This window comes from Thiomicrorhabdus sp. (genome assembly GCF_963662555.1).
Lineage (GTDB): Bacteria > Pseudomonadota > Gammaproteobacteria > Thiomicrospirales > Thiomicrospiraceae > Thiomicrorhabdus.
Genome location: NZ_OY759719.1, coordinates 2,596,443 through 2,614,207, shown reverse-complemented (window position 1 = coordinate 2,614,207; position 17,765 = coordinate 2,596,443). Strand labels below are relative to the sequence as shown.

Annotated in this window: 17 protein-coding genes; 9 read left to right on the top strand and 8 right to left on the bottom strand. The window is 39.8% G+C overall.

The window, feature by feature from the left end; genetic code table 11:
- Position 1: 1 nt before the first annotated feature.
- The 5 genes from ubiB to hslU form a co-directional block, all read right to left on the bottom strand.
- Entirely contained in the window at positions 2-1,615 is a 1,614-nt protein-coding gene (gene ubiB / locus ACORJQ_RS11830; protein ID WP_321324783.1) for a ubiquinone biosynthesis regulatory protein kinase UbiB, read from the bottom strand.
- A gap of 27 nt (positions 1,616-1,642) precedes the next feature.
- Complete coding sequence (locus tag ACORJQ_RS11825; RefSeq protein ID WP_321324781.1) at positions 1,643-2,248, bottom strand: ubiquinone biosynthesis accessory factor UbiJ; 606 nt, start codon at positions 2,246-2,248, stop codon at positions 1,643-1,645.
- A 184-nt stretch (positions 2,249-2,432) separates the two neighbouring features.
- On the bottom strand, positions 2,433-3,185 hold the full coding sequence (gene ubiE, locus ACORJQ_RS11820) for a bifunctional demethylmenaquinone methyltransferase/2-methoxy-6-polyprenyl-1,4-benzoquinol methylase UbiE (RefSeq protein ID WP_321324780.1): 753 nt from the start codon (positions 3,183-3,185) through the stop codon (positions 2,433-2,435).
- A gap of 46 nt (positions 3,186-3,231) precedes the next feature.
- Complete coding sequence (locus tag ACORJQ_RS11815; RefSeq protein WP_321324778.1) at positions 3,232-3,621, bottom strand: gamma-butyrobetaine hydroxylase family protein; 390 nt, start codon at positions 3,619-3,621, stop codon at positions 3,232-3,234.
- Positions 3,622-3,635: 14 nt separating this feature from the next.
- Positions 3,636-4,955, bottom strand: a complete 1,320-nt coding sequence (hslU, locus tag ACORJQ_RS11810) for an ATP-dependent protease ATPase subunit HslU (RefSeq protein ID WP_321324776.1) — start codon at positions 4,953-4,955, stop codon at positions 3,636-3,638.
- A 193-nt stretch (positions 4,956-5,148) separates the two neighbouring features.
- On the opposite strand from hslU, the gene dapF reads away from it, so the two are divergent.
- The 5 genes from dapF to ACORJQ_RS11785 all read left to right on the top strand — a co-directional run bounded on the left by dapF (position 5,149) and on the right by ACORJQ_RS11785 (position 9,435).
- Positions 5,149-6,018 (top strand): diaminopimelate epimerase, encoded by an 870-nt coding sequence (gene dapF, locus ACORJQ_RS11805; protein ID WP_321324775.1) that lies wholly within the window; start codon positions 5,149-5,151, stop codon positions 6,016-6,018.
- Positions 6,015-6,713, top strand: a complete 699-nt coding sequence (locus ACORJQ_RS11800; RefSeq protein ID WP_321324773.1) for a DUF484 family protein — start codon at positions 6,015-6,017, stop codon at positions 6,711-6,713. Before dapF ends, ACORJQ_RS11800 begins: the two co-directional genes overlap by 4 nt.
- A gap of 9 nt (positions 6,714-6,722) precedes the next feature.
- Complete coding sequence (gene xerC / locus ACORJQ_RS11795) at positions 6,723-7,670, top strand: tyrosine recombinase XerC (RefSeq protein ID WP_321324772.1); 948 nt, start codon at positions 6,723-6,725, stop codon at positions 7,668-7,670.
- A gap of 543 nt (positions 7,671-8,213) precedes the next feature.
- The gene (gene hslV / locus ACORJQ_RS11790; protein ID WP_321324770.1) at positions 8,214-8,747 is read left to right on the top strand and encodes an ATP-dependent protease subunit HslV; all 534 of its coding nucleotides are present in this window, start codon (positions 8,214-8,216) and stop codon (positions 8,745-8,747) included.
- A gap of 100 nt (positions 8,748-8,847) precedes the next feature.
- Positions 8,848-9,435 (top strand): YqhA family protein, encoded by a 588-nt coding sequence (locus tag ACORJQ_RS11785; protein ID WP_321324768.1) that lies wholly within the window; start codon positions 8,848-8,850, stop codon positions 9,433-9,435.
- A gap of 230 nt (positions 9,436-9,665) precedes the next feature.
- On the opposite strand, the gene waaA is transcribed toward ACORJQ_RS11785, so the two are convergent.
- The 3 genes from waaA to ACORJQ_RS11770 all read right to left on the bottom strand — a co-directional run bounded on the left by waaA (position 9,666) and on the right by ACORJQ_RS11770 (position 12,791).
- On the bottom strand, positions 9,666-11,000 hold the full coding sequence (waaA, locus tag ACORJQ_RS11780; protein ID WP_321324766.1) for a lipid IV(A) 3-deoxy-D-manno-octulosonic acid transferase: 1,335 nt from the start codon (positions 10,998-11,000) through the stop codon (positions 9,666-9,668).
- 79 nt (positions 11,001-11,079) lie between these two features.
- Positions 11,080-12,021, bottom strand: a complete 942-nt coding sequence (locus ACORJQ_RS11775; protein WP_321324765.1) for a KpsF/GutQ family sugar-phosphate isomerase — start codon at positions 12,019-12,021, stop codon at positions 11,080-11,082.
- A gap of 110 nt (positions 12,022-12,131) precedes the next feature.
- Positions 12,132-12,791: an acyloxyacyl hydrolase gene (locus ACORJQ_RS11770; protein ID WP_321324763.1), complete on the bottom strand. Its 660-nt coding sequence runs from the start codon at positions 12,789-12,791 to the stop codon at positions 12,132-12,134.
- A gap of 208 nt (positions 12,792-12,999) precedes the next feature.
- Between ACORJQ_RS11770 and hldE the strand changes: the two genes are divergently transcribed.
- The 4 genes from hldE to glgC all read left to right on the top strand — a co-directional run bounded on the left by hldE (position 13,000) and on the right by glgC (position 17,729).
- Positions 13,000-14,430 (top strand): bifunctional D-glycero-beta-D-manno-heptose-7-phosphate kinase/D-glycero-beta-D-manno-heptose 1-phosphate adenylyltransferase HldE, encoded by a 1,431-nt coding sequence (gene hldE / locus ACORJQ_RS11765; RefSeq protein WP_321324762.1) that lies wholly within the window; start codon positions 13,000-13,002, stop codon positions 14,428-14,430.
- A gap of 61 nt (positions 14,431-14,491) precedes the next feature.
- The gene (locus tag ACORJQ_RS11760; RefSeq protein WP_321324760.1) at positions 14,492-15,076 is read left to right on the top strand and encodes a D-sedoheptulose-7-phosphate isomerase; all 585 of its coding nucleotides are present in this window, start codon (positions 14,492-14,494) and stop codon (positions 15,074-15,076) included.
- An 85-nt stretch (positions 15,077-15,161) separates the two neighbouring features.
- A complete protein-coding gene (locus ACORJQ_RS11755; protein WP_321324758.1) occupies positions 15,162-16,319 on the top strand; it encodes a glucokinase in 1,158 nt (385 codons plus the stop codon).
- Between the two features lie 141 nt (positions 16,320-16,460).
- Positions 16,461-17,729, top strand: a complete 1,269-nt coding sequence (gene glgC, locus ACORJQ_RS11750) for a glucose-1-phosphate adenylyltransferase (RefSeq protein ID WP_321324756.1) — start codon at positions 16,461-16,463, stop codon at positions 17,727-17,729.
- The last annotated feature ends 36 nt before the right edge of the window (positions 17,730-17,765 follow it).

The following is a 17,765-nucleotide window of genomic DNA, read 5'->3' as shown; positions in this document are numbered from 1 at the left end:
ATTATTTTTTGATCAAGAACAGAATACCAGCAACCAATAAACCAAGCTGGATCCAGTCTTGATAGGTTGTATCTATTGGCAATAAAAGCCCAAATAAAATTAGCACAAAACCAATTGCCCGTTGGCGTTGTTGGCGATTTTGTTGTTCTAATTGAGCTTCAATTTTTGCAATCTGTTGCGACTGAATACTAAGACCTTGATGCGATAATTTATTTAAGGTGTTATAGACCAGGCCTGGTATTTCTGGTGCTTGTTCCATCCAGAAAGGTAAATTACTTTTCACTTTTTTGGCTAAGCCTTTTGGTCCCACACGTTCTTGCATCCAATCTTCTAAGAAAGGTTTTGCGGTATCCCAAAGGTCTAATTCATCGTCTAACTGGCGGCCCAAACCTTCAATATTTAGTAAGGTTTTTTGTAGTAATACCAGTTGAGGTTGCACCTCCATTCCAAAGCGGCGAGCCGTTTGGAACAGACGCATTAATACTAAACCAAAAGAAATCTCCTTAAGCGGACGATCCCAAATAGGTTCACACACTGAACGAATGGCGGACTCTAGTTCATTCACGCGAGTATCTCTTGGTACCCACTCCGATTCAATATGCAGTTCAGAAACACGTAAATAATCACGATTAAAGAAGGCTAAAAAATTCTCGGCTAAATAGCGTTGATCTTCTGGCGTTAGAGTTCCCATAATCCCAAAGTCAATGGCAGCGTAGCGTCCGTCTGGTAATACAAAGATATTTCCTGGGTGCATATCCGCATGAAAGAAGTTGTGTTTGAACACCTGGGTAAAGAAGATAATGACACCTTTGGCACTTAAGTCGGTTAAATCAATTCCAGCTTCAATCAGTTTTTCGGTTTCGCTAATTCTAATCCCTCGAATGCGTTCCATGGTCATGACACTTTCAGATGTGTGTGACCAATAGACTTCTGGTACATATAGCAAATCAGAACCTTCAAAATTACGCTTTAACTGGCCTGCATTAGCGGCTTCTCGCACCATGTCTAGTTCATCAAGTATGGTTTTTTCAAATTCAGCAACTACTTCAACAGGGTGCAGGCGACGGGCAATCTTAACGGCGGCTTCTAAAAGTTTAGCCAGACTGAACATGATTGAAACATCTTGCTCTATTACTGGCTTAATGTCTGGGCGAACCACCTTAACAACGACTTCTGTACCTGAGTGTAAAGTGGCTTCATGCACTTGGGCAATTGAGGCTGATGCCATTGGCACGGGATTGAATGTGGCAAAAGCTTCACCAACCGTTTTATTAAGCCCTTTTTCTATCAGTTGTAATGAGTGCGTTTCATCAAAAGGAGGGCAGTCATCTTGTAGTTTGGCTAATTCAAGAGAGATATCGTGTGGTAATAAATCTTTGCGGGTTGATAAGGCTTGTCCGAATTTAATAAAAATGGGGCCAAGCTCTTCTAAAGCGAGACGAATACGTTCTCCACGTGAAGCATTTGAGCCTGTTCGCCAGTTCCATGGAAAGATTTTATTGAGGATAATCAACCATGCGTATTTGGTATCGGTCAAAATCATTTTATCGATTTGATAGTGCGTTAGCACTCGGTTGATTTTGATTATGCGGGCGAGTTTTTTAAATAGCTTCATGAATATATGTCTTATAAGTGCTGATTATTATGTGTTTTTGATTAGAGCATCAATGCGTTTAGCCATTGTTTCAATCTCACTGGCAGTCTGATTGACGTCTTTTACAAAATGCTCTACTTGGTTGCGAGTAGGAAGGGTGTTGATTTCAAATTGGAGATACTCACGAACGGTATTGCCAACTTGTTGTTTAGCATTTTGTTTACCTTCTAAAAAAGAGCGAATGCCGTGGCCGACTTTAAACGCAACCAAATCACCCGTGTAATGCGATAGGTGCTCTTCCCAATCAATTTCAAGATGGTTAAGTGCTTGAATAAATGCATTACCAATGGTTTCGTCGCCTGCGGTAATTTCTGCTTTAAGATTATGGCTTAATGGCAAGGCCATCCATTCAGAAATATCACTTTTTAAGGTAGCGTCGGCAGCACCATTTAGTTCACGCTGCATAGCAATTTGTTTTTGGTTGATTAGGCAGAATAGGGGTTGAGTAAATGGGGTGATCACCAACTCAATGACTTTACCATCAAGAGCTTCAAAAACGCGTCCTTGCTCTTCATCCAAATGAATAGCCGTATTGATTGCTAATTCTAAAGATTTAGATAACCCCAAATCTACCAGGCCTGGTTGTTTGTTCATGACATAAATCCAATCTTAAGTTTGATAAATAAAGTATCTCAACTTTGTAAAAAAACAATATATCGATTTTAGGCAATTTAGAAGATCTTAAAGTACGTGAGGTCAAGGAAGTGAGAGGGAGTTTACAAGTGTAAACGACCGAACACTGACGAAGAGATAGCGTGCTTTAAGGCATTCTAAATAATCAATATTTCCAGGCACGGTGTAGGGCGACTATCCCCTCATTCATGTTAATGTATTCGGCTTTATCAAACCCTGCATCTAACATCATTTTCTTTAGTGTCTCTTGGTCAGGATGCATACGAATCGATTCGGCTAAATATTGATAGCTGGCTTCATCATCAGCAATGACTTTGCCCATTTTTGGCAAAATATTGAATGAGTAAAAATCATAAAACTTGGCTAAAAGCGGTTGAGTGACTTTAGAGAATTCAAGGACCATCAGTTGACCACCTGGTTTAAGCACTCGGTATAGTTCTTCTAATGCTTTGTCTTTATTGGTCACGTTACGCAAACCAAAAGCGATGGTTGCTACATCAAAGGTGTTGTCTGGAAACCCTAAGGCTTCAGCATTGGTAATGGTGTAGTCCACATTGCCTGCAATGCCTTCATTAATTAGGCGATCACGACCCACACGTACCATGCTTTCGTTAATGTCAGCTAATACTACCTGGCCTGTAGAACCTACACGTTTAGCAAAGGCTTTGGTTAAATCACCTGTACCACCTGCTAAATCTAAAACGGTATTGCCTGGGCGAACACCGCTTAATTCAATGGTTTTGCGTTTCCATAAACGGTGGATTCCCATCGACATAACATCGTTCATAATGTCGTAGTTGCCGGCTACCGAGTCAAATACGCCTTTGACCTTTTTGACTTTTTCTTCTAACGGAACTTCCGTAAATCCAAAATCGATGGTGTTTTTATTTTGACTCATAACAGAACCTTTTGATTCATTTAAACGTTGGGTTTAGTATTTTGATTTATTGTTTTGATTTTATGCTTTGTTGTAACTTTTCTAATTCAGGGTGTTTATGCCCGGCGCGCATCACTCGGCGTAAATAATCGACCCAATAATCTTCTTGGTTTTTGCCTAAATCATAGAGGCGTTCCCAAGTATAAAGACCGGTATCGTGCCCATCGTTAAAGTGAAGCTTGATTGCATAATTACCAACTGGAGTAATGTCGTCAATATTTACATCTTGTTTATCTAATTGCAATACTTCTTGCCCAGGTGCGTGACCAGTAACTTCTGCTGACTGTGAATAGACCCGCAAGAATTCACAGCTAAAGGTAAAGGTTTCACCTGTATCAAAAGCCACTTCTAAGGCTTTTGATTTTTGATGTAGTTTTATGTCAGTTGGATGCGGCATGGTGTCAGCTCTAGTTACAGAATATATTGCGATAAATCTTGGTCAACAGCCAGCTCACCTAAACGTTCATCTACCAAAGCCGCATTGACTTCAATTTTTGCACCTGACATGGTAGGAGCTTCAAAAGAGATATCTTCTAATAAACGCTCTAATACCGTGTGTAAGCGACGTGCCCCAATATTTTCTGTGTTTTCGTTTACTTGAAAGGCAATTTCAGCCAAACGTTGAATTCCATCTTCAGTAAAACTTAAATCAACCCCTTCGGTTTTTAATAAAGCAACCGCTTGCGTCGTTAAGGCGGCTTTTGGTTCCGTAAGGATTCTTACAAAATCTTCAACACGCAAAGACTTTAACTCAACGCGAATTGGCAAACGGCCTTGTAGCTCTGGAATTAAGTCAGATGGTTTTGCTAAGTGAAATGCACCAGAGGCAATAAATAGAATATGGTCGGTTTTAATCATGCCGTATTTGGTTGAGATGGTGCTACCTTCAATTAAAGGGAGTAAATCACGTTGCACACCTTCACGAGAAACATCACCGCCACTGGCATCTTGGCGTTTAGCAACCTTATCAATTTCATCAATAAAGACAATGCCGTTTTGCTCTACGTTTTCAATGGCATTGGTTTTAATCTCTTCTTCATTAACTAAACGTTGTGCTTCTTCTTCGGTTAGGGCTTTTAGAGCTTTTTTAATCGGAAGCTTACGTTTTTCTTTTTTGCCTTTGCCCATGCCCTCAAACATACCTTGCAGTTGTTGAGTCATTTCTTCCATGCCAGGTGCACCTAAGATTTCAACATGAGCAGGAGCCGCAGAAAGGTCAAGTTCAATCTCTTTATCGTCTAAATCACCTTCACGTAAACGTTTACGAAATTTTTGGCGAGTCTCTGACATATTGTCATAACTCTCTTCTTCATGACCACGAGCAGGAGGAAGCAAAATGTCTAAAATACGCTCTTCCGCTTTGTCTTCAGCTTGGCGTTGCACGTTTTGAATAGCACTTTCACGGGTCATTTTTACCGCACTTTCTGCTAAATCACGGATAATAGAATCCACATCGCGGCCTACATAACCCACTTCGGTAAACTTAGTCGCTTCTATCTTTAAGAATGGTGCATTAGCGAGTTTTGCTAAACGGCGTGCAATCTCAGTTTTACCTACGCCCGTTGGACCAATCATCAAAATGTTTTTTGGAGTGACTTCTGAACGCAAATCATCACTAAGTTGACTGCGTCTCCAGCGGTTTCTAAGAGCAATAGCTACAGCTCTTTTAGCATCTGCTTGGCCAACAATGTGAGAATCTAAACTGTGAACGATTTCTTTTGGGGTCATCATTAAAAAGCGGTCCTTAAACGAATGAGCAAAAATTAGGTAAATAAACGGTCGCAAGACCTTTGTGGCACATGCAAACGTATAAAAAACACATTATAAAGGAAAATTGCCCGCATTGTGTGTTGATGGTTTGCCAATCCTTGGTTGGCGTGATAAATTCAGCTGTATTAAAAGAGATGGCGGTTTAAGGAAAGAAATGTCAGCACAAATACAACATACTTTGGCGAAATCAACGCCGTTAAAATTTACCAAAATGCAGGGCTTAGGCAATGATTTTATGGTGATTGATGCCATTCACCAAAAGGTTGAGCTTGAAGCATCAGCGATTCGTGAATGGGCTAACCGATATTTTGGTATTGGCTTTGACCAATTATTGGTTGTTGAAAATGCAACTCAAGAAAATGTGGATTTTCGTTATCGTATTTTTAATGCGGATGGTTCTGAGGTTCAGCAATGTGGTAATGGAGCACGCTGTTTTGCTCGTTTTGTGTATGAAAAAGGCTTAACCGATAAAACTGAGATTGTTGTAGAAACGGCCTCTGGCATTATTGTGCTTTATATCGAAGACTCTGGCTGGGTAAAAGTAAATATGGGATTGCCTAATTTTGAACCAGCGAGTTTGCCTTTTTTAGCAAATGAAAAAGCAGATGAATATGCACTGAATGTATTGGGAGAAACCGTACTGATTGGTGCGGTTTCAATGGGTAATCCACATGCCGTATTACCGGTGGATGACATTAAAACTGCACCGGTTGAAAAGTTTGGTGCGGCGGTTGAATCTCATCCGAGTTTTCCTGAACGCGTCAACGTAGGTTTTGCTCAAGCGGTAGATAAAACGCACATAAAATTACGTGTTTATGAACGTGGTGCAGCTGAGACATTAGCCTGTGGAACAGGTGCTTGTGCGGCAATGGTGGTGTTAAGACATTGGCAGCAAGTTGGCGATAAAGTTACTGTGAGTTTGCCGGGAGGCGATTTATTGATTGAGTGGGATGGCAATGAAGATTCGCCAGTATGGATGAGTGGGCCAGCCGTTACCGTATTTGAAGGAGAAATTTTGGTATGAATATGAAAGCCGTGAGCGGACCTTTAAGCAAAACCAATCTTTCTGCTGAAGAAGTGGTGGATTATCTAAATAACAATCCCACTTTTTTTCATGTATTTCCGCGATTGTTAGACCGTTTAAGTATTCCACACCCAAAGTCGGGTAAAGCCGTTTCTTTGCTAGAACGACAAGTGTATCAACTCAGAGAGCAACGTGACTCATTGCAAATTGAAGTGGATAATTTAATGGATATCGCTTCAGAAAATGGTCAGCTTTTTTATAAAGTTCAGCAGTTTACCAAAGCCTTAATGGCGGCTCAAACAGAGCAAGCCACGGTGGATACTATCTATGAACAAATGAAAACGGTATTTAAGGTCGATCAAGTTGCTATGGTCTCTTGGGACGTGCCTCAAATTAGCTTGCATGGTATGCACCAGTTAGGCGTCAGTCAGTCTTGGAATGATGCATTAAAACAATCTTTGGTGCTTCATAAACCAGTTTGCGGGTTGCTTGAAAACGATTGGCAAAAAGGCTTGTTTCATACCGACGAACTCATGCAATCGGTCTGTTTATTGCCATTAGGTAGTGAACGCGTTTGGGGAGTCTTGGCTTTGGGTAGTAAAACAGACCGTTTTCATCCAGATTTAGGTACATATTTTTTAAATATGATGGCCGAATTGGTTACTGCCCGTTTAAACCACCTTTTTGTAAAGTAGTAGTTTGTTATGAACCTTAACGCTCTAGAATCTTTTATACGCCACATGCAGTCACAAAATAAATCTGTGCATACGGTGTCTAGTTATCAGCGAGATATTGAAGATTTTTTAAAATTCTATTTAGCGGATGACATGGAAGATTCGAGCGAAGATTCTCACCAAGCCTTAATGAATAGTATTCATCAATTTAGTGATTGGCAGATTATCGACTCCCAAGCAATACGGGCCTTTTTATCCTACCGAGTGCAACATGGAATCAGTGCCAGAACCCTAGCCAGGCAGTTATCGGCTATTCGTTCTTTTTACGATTATCTTTTGCAAAAGAACCTAGTGTTAAAAAATCCAGCAAAAGGCGTTAAGGCACCAAAACAGCCACAACCATTGCCAAAAAGTGTTGATGTGGATTGGATGTCTCGTTTACTAGACCAACCTTTAGATACCTGGCAAGACATTCGTGATCAAGCCATTTTTGAGTTGTTATATTCAGCAGGTTTACGTGTTTCTGAATGTGCAGAGTTAGATATTTCTCCAGGTCTGGATGAAATGGGTTCTGGTTGGGTGCGTGTTTTAGGTAAAGGGCAAAAAGAACGCCTAGCCCCAGTTGGCTCAAAAGCCCAAACCGCCATTCAAAATTGGTTGCAGATTCGCCATGAGCATGCTCAAGATAATGAAAATGCGGTATTTGTTAACCAACGTGGAAGCCGTTTAAATGTACGCTCTATTCAAACCCAATTAGATAAACGTACCACCCTTGCAGGTCTACCAACTAAAATGTCACCCCACAGATTACGTCACGCCTGTGCTACTCACGTTCTAGAGTCCAGTGGTGATTTGAGAGCGGTTCAAGAGATTTTAGGCCACGCCAATCTTTCTACCACGCAAATCTATACCAAGTTAGATATGCAGCATTTGGCGCAGGTGTATGATAAAGCACATCCCAGAGCAAAAAAATCCTAAAAGCTACTGCGAACCTCAAACTCTTTGTTGAAAAGCCAATTTAAAATGCTCATTTACTAAAGTAAACTCCGCTTTTAAATCAACTTTCCGCCGCGATTTTGAGGTTCTCGCCACGCTTTTAGTTAAGTCGGTGTTTTTGGGAGTATCAATCTCTGCGTTAAAAAGTCATTTTTGTACTCACGTACTTATGTACGCTCCGTGCAAAAATAGATTTTTGCCTTGATTTTAGGCTTCTCATTACGCTCCTATGTCATTTTTACAAAATTCAATAAGCTACTGCGAACCTCAAAGGTTTTTAAATTTACCCTATGCCTACAAAATTTAGATGGCCACAGGGCATGCCAGGCCTGGTAATTTAAACAACCACCACTACACGCTGTCATTCACGGGAATCTGTTTTTGCTTTATCTTTAAACCTTCGTGGCTCCGTATCTTCGTGGTGAAACGTTAAACATCGCATTAAAAACAATTTTTGTCTTATCTAAATCAAATTACTTTAAAATAGCCTAATTAAAAATCAAGTTACAAACTAAAAGGAAAGATATGTCTTTTCACGGAACTACAATTTTATGTGCTAAACGTAATGGCCAAATGGTTATTGGTGGAGACGGTCAAGTGACTTTGGGTCATGTGGTCATGAAGGGCAATGCTCGTAAGGTGCGTCGTTTATATAGTGGTCAAGTGATTGCTGGATTTGCCGGAGCTACTGCGGATGCATTTACTTTATTTGAACGTTTTGAAGGGCGTTTGCAAACGCATAATGGTCAGTTAATGCGTGCCGCTGTTGAGATGGCGAAAGATTGGCGAACTGACCGTGCTTTACGTAAATTAGAGGCGATGATGTTGGTGGCAGATAAAGACAATATGTTACTGATTTCGGGAACGGGTGATGTTATTGAACCGCAAGACGATTTTATTGCGATTGGTTCAGGTGGAAGTTACGCCCATTCTGCAGCACAAGCGTTGATGGAGAATACCCAGTTATCGGCACGTGATGTGGTTGAGAAGTCTTTGCATATTGCGGGTGATTTATGTATTTACACGAATCACAACTTAACGATTGAAGAGTTGAGTTAAATCGAATTAAAGTTAAACAAAATTAAAGCACATTTTTAAATTTACCACACCCCGCAAGGGGGATAAATGCATGGTAAAAATGAATTTACAGGAGAGTTTGATGGCCAACCATGAAAGTGAAAATAAATATAATGAGCCTGAAGTCGTGTGTACGGTTAAAGACCAAGGTGTTACTGAGAGAATAGTTGAATCGGCTTTATGGAACAGCCGTTTTGTGGTGTTGGTTGCGGTAGTTGCCAGTTTGTTTACTGCGTTTGCTATTTTTTATACCACCACGGTAGATGTGTTTTACACCATCAGTCATTTGACTCATTATCACCAACTGGATGATGCTGGTCGTGCCTTGTTAAAGTCACAAACTGTTGCCCATATTGTTGGTTCGGTTGATGGTTATCTTTTGGGTGCAATTTTGCTCATTTTTTCTTTAGGTTTGTATGAACTGTTTATCTCTAAGATAGATATTGCAGGCAGTAAACACGGTGCTAGCAACATTTTATTTATCAATTCATTAGATGATTTAAAAGACCGTTTAGCAAAAGTGATTGTGTTGATCTTGATCGTTATGTTTTTTGAACAGGCGATTTTCTTAAAACCAACAGAACCGCTTGAGCTACTTTATTACTCGCTAGCGATTATGATGGTTTCTTTAGCGTTATATTTATCGCATAAAGCTTATGAGAAGCACTAGTAATAAAGGTTAGAGTACATAAAACTTACACTGAGGTGTAATCAATGAGCCTGGTTAAAAAGATTAACCGGGCTTTTTTTATGTTTTATTTTATGAATAAGTAGCGGTTTGCAACACAATTTACCAGGCCTTTATACCCCCTTGAGGACTGTGGTAAATTGAAATAATAAGATGTTTAAAACTTTAGATTGAATATCTTTCAACGTTTATTTGATCGTCTAAACGTTAAATTAATGTTGGCTTAATAACTCGTTAATTAAAGTCATTGTGCGTTGTAATGCACCAGTTTGAGTGGCAAAACAGTCATGAGCTTTATCAGCTAATTGTTTAGCTTTGTCTGGGTTTTGTAAGATTTGAATAAGGCTATCGGCCAGTTCATCACTGTTTTTTACAATCTTAATAGCCTCGTCCTCAATAAATGGCTCAAATAATGCCTTAAGATTGGCAAAATATTCACCTGAAATTACGGGGGTGTTAAGTGCCGCCGGTTCTAAAATATTATGCCCTCCAAACGGCACTAAGCTGCCACCAATAAATGCCACATCACCTGCGGCAAACCACTGCATTAATTCGCCAACCGTATCGGCAAGATAGACTTGAGTATTAGGGGTAGGTTCTTGTGATTGACTGCGTTGTTGCCAGTCGAGCCCACTGTTATTCAATAATTGGGCGACTTGTTCAAAGCGGTCTGCGTGTCTAGGGACTATGATTAATAGTGCATTGGGTATTTTGGTTAACAGCTGTTTGTGGGCATCTAAAATGAGTTGCTCTTCACTTTGTTCTAGATCATTGCTATTAGGGTGAGCATGGGTGCTGGCAGCTACCCAAATAGGCGTTGCAGTTAAGTTATTATCTGCTCGCCAGCGGTTGGCATTATCGATTAAGTTGTCTTGAATCGTTAAATCAAATTTAAGGTTGCCCAAAACTTTGATTTTAGATTCCTTTGCTCCCAAGGCTTTAAAGTGATCGGCATCGGTTGGAAATTGAGCACTAATAAACTGAGTTTGGTTTAATGCGTTAGCAATCAACCTACCGCCCCATTTTTGGTAGGCTTTAAATGAGGATTCTTTTAAACGGGCATTAATCAATATAACGGGGATATTTTGATTTTTACAGGCCTGGTAAAGGTTAGGCCAAATCTCGGTTTCAACCATAATCACTAATTTTGGTTTGATTTGGTTTAAAAAACGTTTAACCGCAAAAGGATAGTCGTACGGTAGCATTTGATGCTGAATGGCAACGGGAGAGAACTGTAATGCTTGTAACGCACCCTGAGTTGAGCCATTAGTGACAGTTAGCGGTAGATTTGGATACTGACTTTTTAGGGCGTTAAGCAATGGAAATATTGAGCGGGTTTCACCTACTGAAACTGCATGAATCCAAATACCGCCCGTTTGGTAGGCTTGGCGATTAAAACCAAAACGACTTCTGAAACAGTCTGGTATCTCTGGCAAGTCTGGGTTTTGCAGCTGTTGGGCTTGGTGTTTTCGGCATCGCTTCCAACCCGAATAGGCAATCAAAGGCATTGCAAGAGTTGTTAGAAGACGATAGCTGAATAGGTTCATTTAACCAGGCCTGGTAAATTTGAATTTAGGTTTAATTTCTTAACAGAGAATGACGCTTTTTGATTAGCCATTAAGCTTGTTAACCATTCAAATCGTAAATTTGAATAACACCAGCAACTTTACCATTTTCAGTCACCAATAAAGAGGTGATTTTATTTTCATTCATCATCTCTTCGGCTTCATTTAAGCGTGCTTCAGCATCAATCGTTTTTGGGTTTAATCCCATTAAATCTTGTGCGGTCAACTGCATAAAGTTAGCTGAGTTGGTTTCCATATGACGGCGTAAATCGCCATCGGTAATAATGCCTTTACCGTTATCGACAATGCATAGTCCTAAACGGCCTTCATTCATAGTGTGAATCACTTCTTGAACAGAAGAGTTAGCCGTAACCATTGGTAGGTTTTTGCTAGTCATTTCATGTTTAACACGAGTAAGTAGTTTGCGGCCTAAGCTACCACCAGGGTGAAAGCGGGCAAATTCGTGTGGCTGAAAATTTCTGGCTTCCATTAATGCTACTGCCAAAGCATCACCCATCACTAGGGTAGCGGTAGTGGATGAAGTTGGGGCTAACTGATGCGGGCAGGCTTCTTTTGGTACAGCGATATTTAAATGAAAATCGGCGTTTAGTGCTAAGGTCGAATCTGGACGACCCGTCATCGAGATAACCACATTGCCATTGTCTTTCAAAAATGGCAGTAGGCGAATAACCTCTTCCGTTTCTCCAGAGTTTGATAACGCCAAAAACACATCTTTTGGCGATACCATGCCTAAATCACCATGAAACGCTTCACCTGGATGCATAAAAAAGCATGGAGTTCCTGTACTAGCAAAGGTTGCCATGATTTTTTTACCGATTAATCCTGATTTACCCATGCCGCAAATTACCACTCGGCCTTGAGTATTCAAAATAGCTTCTACACTGCCTGAGAAGTTGTCATCAATCAGTGTTTTAAGGTGTAAAACCGCCTCGGCTTCAATGTCTAAAACTTGTTTTGCAATGGCTTGATAGTCAATTGACATAATCTATAGCTAACCTTAGTTGTGTTTAATAATTTTGTTGGTTAAGTTGGTTAAGTGTTTAACTTTTTGGTTTTTAAATTTTTGGTTTTAAATTTTTATTAGCGTGGGCTTTAAAAATGGTAACCAACGTGAATATTGTGAATATCTGTACCTGGGTTAGGCATCTCAATACCAGCATTAGAAATATGTAGGTAACGGTAACTTACTTCAAAATTACCACGTTTAACACCTAAGCCAAAAATACTACCAAACTGAAACTGGGTAGATTTATAGTCGTTTTCTAAATGAATATCACTCAATAAATGTGGACCGCCGCCCATTTCTACAAAAGGAGTGTAAGACAGATTTTTTAGCTGGTACTGAAACACTGGCGTTAAGCCAATAATATAACCTGAATCATTAACGATATTCTTTTTGTCAGAGTGCCAGTGGTGCAGGCTTAAATCCCAGCGACCAACGACTTCCCAGTTTTTTGCTTCATACACTTTTTGATTCCAATCAGCACCAATCGCGATTCGCTCATGTTTTAATGAGCTGTCTTCACCAATATCTGTGCTGAATGTCAGTTTGTCGGTATTGAGTTGTGATCCTAAAATACAAGGCGGTTTACCCTCATAACAAGCAAATCCTAAAGAACCAATAGCCCCCAATATTGCTAGAGACATAGGGCCATTGTTAGAGTTTTGAGCATAAGAAGCGGTTGGCAGAAGTACGCTAATTGAAATTAATGTACTTAAAACAACAGAAAATGTGGTTTTTGAATTTTGCATGTAAAGGATTCCTGATAAACTGTTGGCACATTTTAATCTATCTATGAGACCTTTGCACGATAGAGGGTTGAGAAATAAATGAGATCAAATTTTAGCTGTTTGTAGTGAGTATGCTTATACGCTGTTTGATTCAGATATTTTTTAGCAAACTTTATATTAATTGTTACTTTTTTAACTGTCTCATTTCTGTTTTTTGGTAAGGAATCTTATGCACGACTTTTCACAATCTAAAATCCTTGTTGTTGGGGATGTGATGTTGGATCAATATTGGAATGGACGAGCAGGCAGGATTTCACCAGAAGCTCCTGTTCCAGTGGTAAAAGTCGCTAATGAAGAGATGCGAGCCGGCGGAGCGGCTAACGTAGCCTTAAACGTTGCGGCTCTTGGCGCAAAAGCTTGTCTGCTAGGGGTGATTGGTCAAACGGAAGAGGGTGGGCAAGATCAACACGGTCAGCAGTTAACCCATTTAATGCATCAAGCAGGGGTTAAAACAGATTGGTCATTATCTCCAAGTGGCACTATTTGTAAGTTAAGAGTGTTAAGTCATCACCAGCAGCTTATCCGAATGGATTTTGAAGAGCCCGTGCCTGAAGTACCAGCTCAGGTTTTGGTTGATTTAGTTAAAAAGCATATTGCAGATTACGATGTTTTAGTTTTATCGGATTACGCCAAAGGTGCGTTGCAGTTTGTAGAACAAATGATTGCTGTTGCGATTGAAGCTAATGTACCAGTGTTGGTTGATCCAAAAGGATTAGACTTTAGCCGTTACCAAAGTGCGACTTTGATTAAACCAAACCAAAGTGAGTTTGAAGCGATTGTTGGGCAAGCAGTCGATGATGATGCGGTAGTAGAAAAAGCCAGTAAATTAATTGACGATTTATCACTTCAGGCTCTATTGGTGACTCGCAGTGAACACGGTATGGCATTAATTACGCAAAAAGATACACCTTACTTGTTAAAATCAAGAGCTCAAGAGGTGTATGATGTTACAGGGGCTGGCGATACGGTTATGGCGGCTTTAGCCACTGGATTTGCGAGTGGTTTATCTTTACAGAATTCTGTACATTTGGCTAACCAAGCCGCCAGTGTAGTGGTTAGAAAAGTAGGAACATCAACGGTTTCAAAAGCCGAACTAGATGAAGCGATTAAAGCGGATATGCGTCACAAAGGTTATGTGGCCATGAATGAAGATGAACTGTTAGAGTTAGTGAAATTATCCCAAAAAAATGGCGAAAAAGTGGTCTTTACTAACGGTTGCTTTGATCTGTTGCATAGTGGTCATGTTCGTTACTTAAATGAAGCCGCTAAGTTAGGCGAACGTTTAATTATTGCCGTAAATTCTGATGAGTCAGTAAAAAAACTTAAAGGTGACTCTAGACCAATTGTAGGTGTAGATGGCAGAATGGAGTTGTTGTCAGCCTTAAGTTGCGTAGATTGGGTGGTTTCATTTAATGAAGAAACCCCAGAGCGATTGATTTGTAAATTGCTGCCAGATGTTTTGGTAAAAGGCGGCGACTATAAACCAGAAGAAATTGCTGGTGCCCAATGTGTTTGGGATGCAGGTGGACAAGTTGAGATACTCTCTTTTTGGGACGGTTATTCAACCAGTAAGTTGGTCGATAAAATCCAAACAGATTAGAAATTAAAACCCAGCACAATAGAAAAAATAGATAAACAAAATATAAGAATTTAAAAAATAGATGTCAAAACCTCCTGTTATTCATTTTAAAAAAGCCTTAGCCGAAAGCAAAACGGCTTTAGAGTCTGTTATAAAACAAGCAGGCCTGGTAGAAGATGTTGTTAAGGCTATACAAACCTCTGTAGAGGCAGGAGGAAAAGTACTATGGTTGGGGAATGGAGGTAGTGCCGCAGATGCTCAGCACATGGCGGCTGAATTAATGGTGCGTTATGTAAGAAATAGGCAACCAATTGCCTCTATTGCCTTAACCACTGATACCTCAATCTTAACAGCACACTCTAATGACTATGATTTTGAAACGGTTTTTGCCCGACAAATTCAAGGAATTAGCAGGCCTGGTGATGTGGTTATTGCAATGTCCACATCAGGCAATAGTGCCAATGTAATTAAAGCTATAGAGATGGCAAAACAGTGCCGTTGTGTTGTTGTGGCTTTAATTGGTAAAGAGCCTAGTCGAATGAGTAAAGAGGCAGACTACTGCTTACAGGTTGATTCTCAAGCAACCGCACGAATTCAAGAAGCCCATAGCTTTTTTAATCATCTAGTTTGTGAGGGATTGGATTCACTCTATGCTGACTTTGAGTAAAAATCATAATCATTTTTGTGCAAAAGCATATGGCGGTAGTCATCTCACTCGCCATGATCTCATTACCTGTTTAGAGGATATGTAAATGATTTATTTGGCGGGAGACATTGGAGGAACAAAAGCGTTACTTCAATTGATACAAATTTCGCCAAATAGAGTTGTGCAAAACAGCGAATTTTTTAAACCTGATCAAGTTATTGGTGAACAGCGGTTTCTTTGCTGTGAGTTCGATTCACTAGAGTCAATCATCTCTACATTTCTCTCTTCTCTTAAAAATATCGATTTACAAAATAATCAAATTGAATCTGCTTGTTTTGGTTTACCAGGCCCAGTAAGTGGAAGAGTGGTTGAATTGACCAACTTACCTTGGGTTGTGAATGCGGATTTAATTGAACAGGCTTGTAATATTAAGCAGGTTCTTTTTGTAAATGATTTTTACGCCGCTGCTTTAGGGGTAGAAGCTTTAACCAGTGAAGAAAAGTTCCCACTTTATCAACCTGAAAATACTTCAATTGAAAAGATTCAAAAACCGAGCAATAACCCAAGCTTTATAGGTAATCGCTTAGTTATCGGAGCAGGGACTGGTTTGGGAGTTGCTCCGATATTTTATGACGGTAACAATTACCTGCCGCAAAGCTCTGAAGGTGGGCATTTTGATTTTGCCCCTATTTCTGAAACTCAACAAATATTGCTTAACTGGCTTTGGCAAAAATGGCAACATGTTTCTTATGAGCGTGTTCTGTCTGGACCTGGCCTGGAAACTTTATATGAGTTTTTTCTTTTGCATGATTTACCTAATACTTATTCTCAAACAAGTTCACAAAAACTTCATAAAAATAAGGTTTTTAACCAACTAAATAAAGAGTTAGGCTTACCTTTTGCATATGAAAGTTTTAGAGATGGTGCGAAATCACCAATAAAAACACTCTCAGCCCCCGATATTCATAAACTTTCAGAGTCTGGTGATATTGTTGCAATTAAAGCAATTACTGAATTAGTGACCATCTATGGTGCTTTTGTTGGTGCGGCTGCACTGCTTTGGAACGCTCCAGGTGGAATTTATCTTGCAGGTGGTATAGCTTTGAAGATTAAAAACTGGATGCAATCTGATTTTTTTGTTAATGCCTTTTTAGAAAAAGGGCGAATGTCCAAAGTGACAAAAAAAATGCCTATATTTTTGGTTACCAACGAGAGCCTAGGCCTTAGAGGAGCCATGCAAGCGGCAAGAAAGATGACTGAATAACAAGTCAGAATGAAATTAACTTAATTTTTAAAGAAAAAAGCGTTTTAACAAGAAAATAATAATTCGATTTTATTGTTGTTTATTGCCTTCATAACGCTTTTTAAAATGGTTTTAATCCCCTATTGGTATGAGGAATGCTGAATGAAATATTATTGTGAAACTAAATCGGCAACAGATTTAACAAGAAAAACTTTAGCTATAGTGTTGGCAGGTGGTGAAGGAAGTCGTCTAAAAGATTTAACTCGTTGGCGAGCAAAACCTGCTGTACCTTTTGGCGGTAAATACCGAATTGTTGATTTTGTATTGTCTAATTGTGTTAACTCTGGGATTCGTAAAATTGGTGTACTTACCCAATATAAATCGCACTCTCTTATCCGCCATATTCAACGTGCATGGAGTTTTATGCGTTATGAAGTGGGTGAGTTTGTAGAGTTACTTCCGGCTCAGCAACGTGTTGATAAAGATTGGTATAAAGGAACTGCAGATGCCTTATATCAAAACCTTGATATTATGCGTCGCCATACACCAGAGTATGTCATGGTTTTAGGGGGAGATCATATCTACTCTATGGATTACAGCAAGATGTTGGTAGAGCATGCTAATTCTGGAGCAGATGTTACCGTTGGTTGTATTGAAGTGCCTAAGGAAGAAGCAACTGGTTTTGGAGTAATGTCAGTAGATGAAAACTTTAAAATCACTAAGTTTACTGAAAAGCCAGCTAACCCTGAATCTATGCCAGGCAAGCCCGGTAAGGCTTTGGCATCGATGGGAATTTATATATTTTCAACCGAATTTTTATTTCAGAAGTTAATTGAAGACAGCGATAATCCACATTCATCTCGTGACTTTGGTAAAGACATTATTCCTTCTATTATTGAAGATTGGAATGTGCAGGCTTATCCATTTGTGGATGAAGTTGGTGACCCCGTTTATTGGCGAGATGTTGGGACGATTGAATCATTTTGGAAAGCAAATTTAGACCTTTGTTCAATTGAACCTGAACTGAATTTGTATGATCGTGATTGGCCGATTTGGACCTATCAAGCACAGATGCCACCCGCAAAATTTACATTTGATGATGAAGGTCGACGTGGTGAGGCAATTGATTCAATGGTGGCAGGTGGATGTATTATCTCAGGAGCACGAATTAAACGTTCGGTTGTGGGCAGTGGGTCTCGTGTGCATAGTTATTCACATATTAAAGATTCTGTACTACTACCACGAGTTGAAGTTGGTCGTAATTCACGTATTCAAAATGCGGTGATTGATAAGGGGGCAATTATTCCTGAAGGCACCATTATTGGCGAAGACCCAATAGAAGATGCTAAACGTTTTTATGTTGAAGAATCTTCAGGCATCGTATTGGTCACGCCTGAAATGTTGGGGCAAAAATTACATACTTTAAGGTAAGCAGATAGCCTTTTAACGCAAATTCTGCTATCCAGT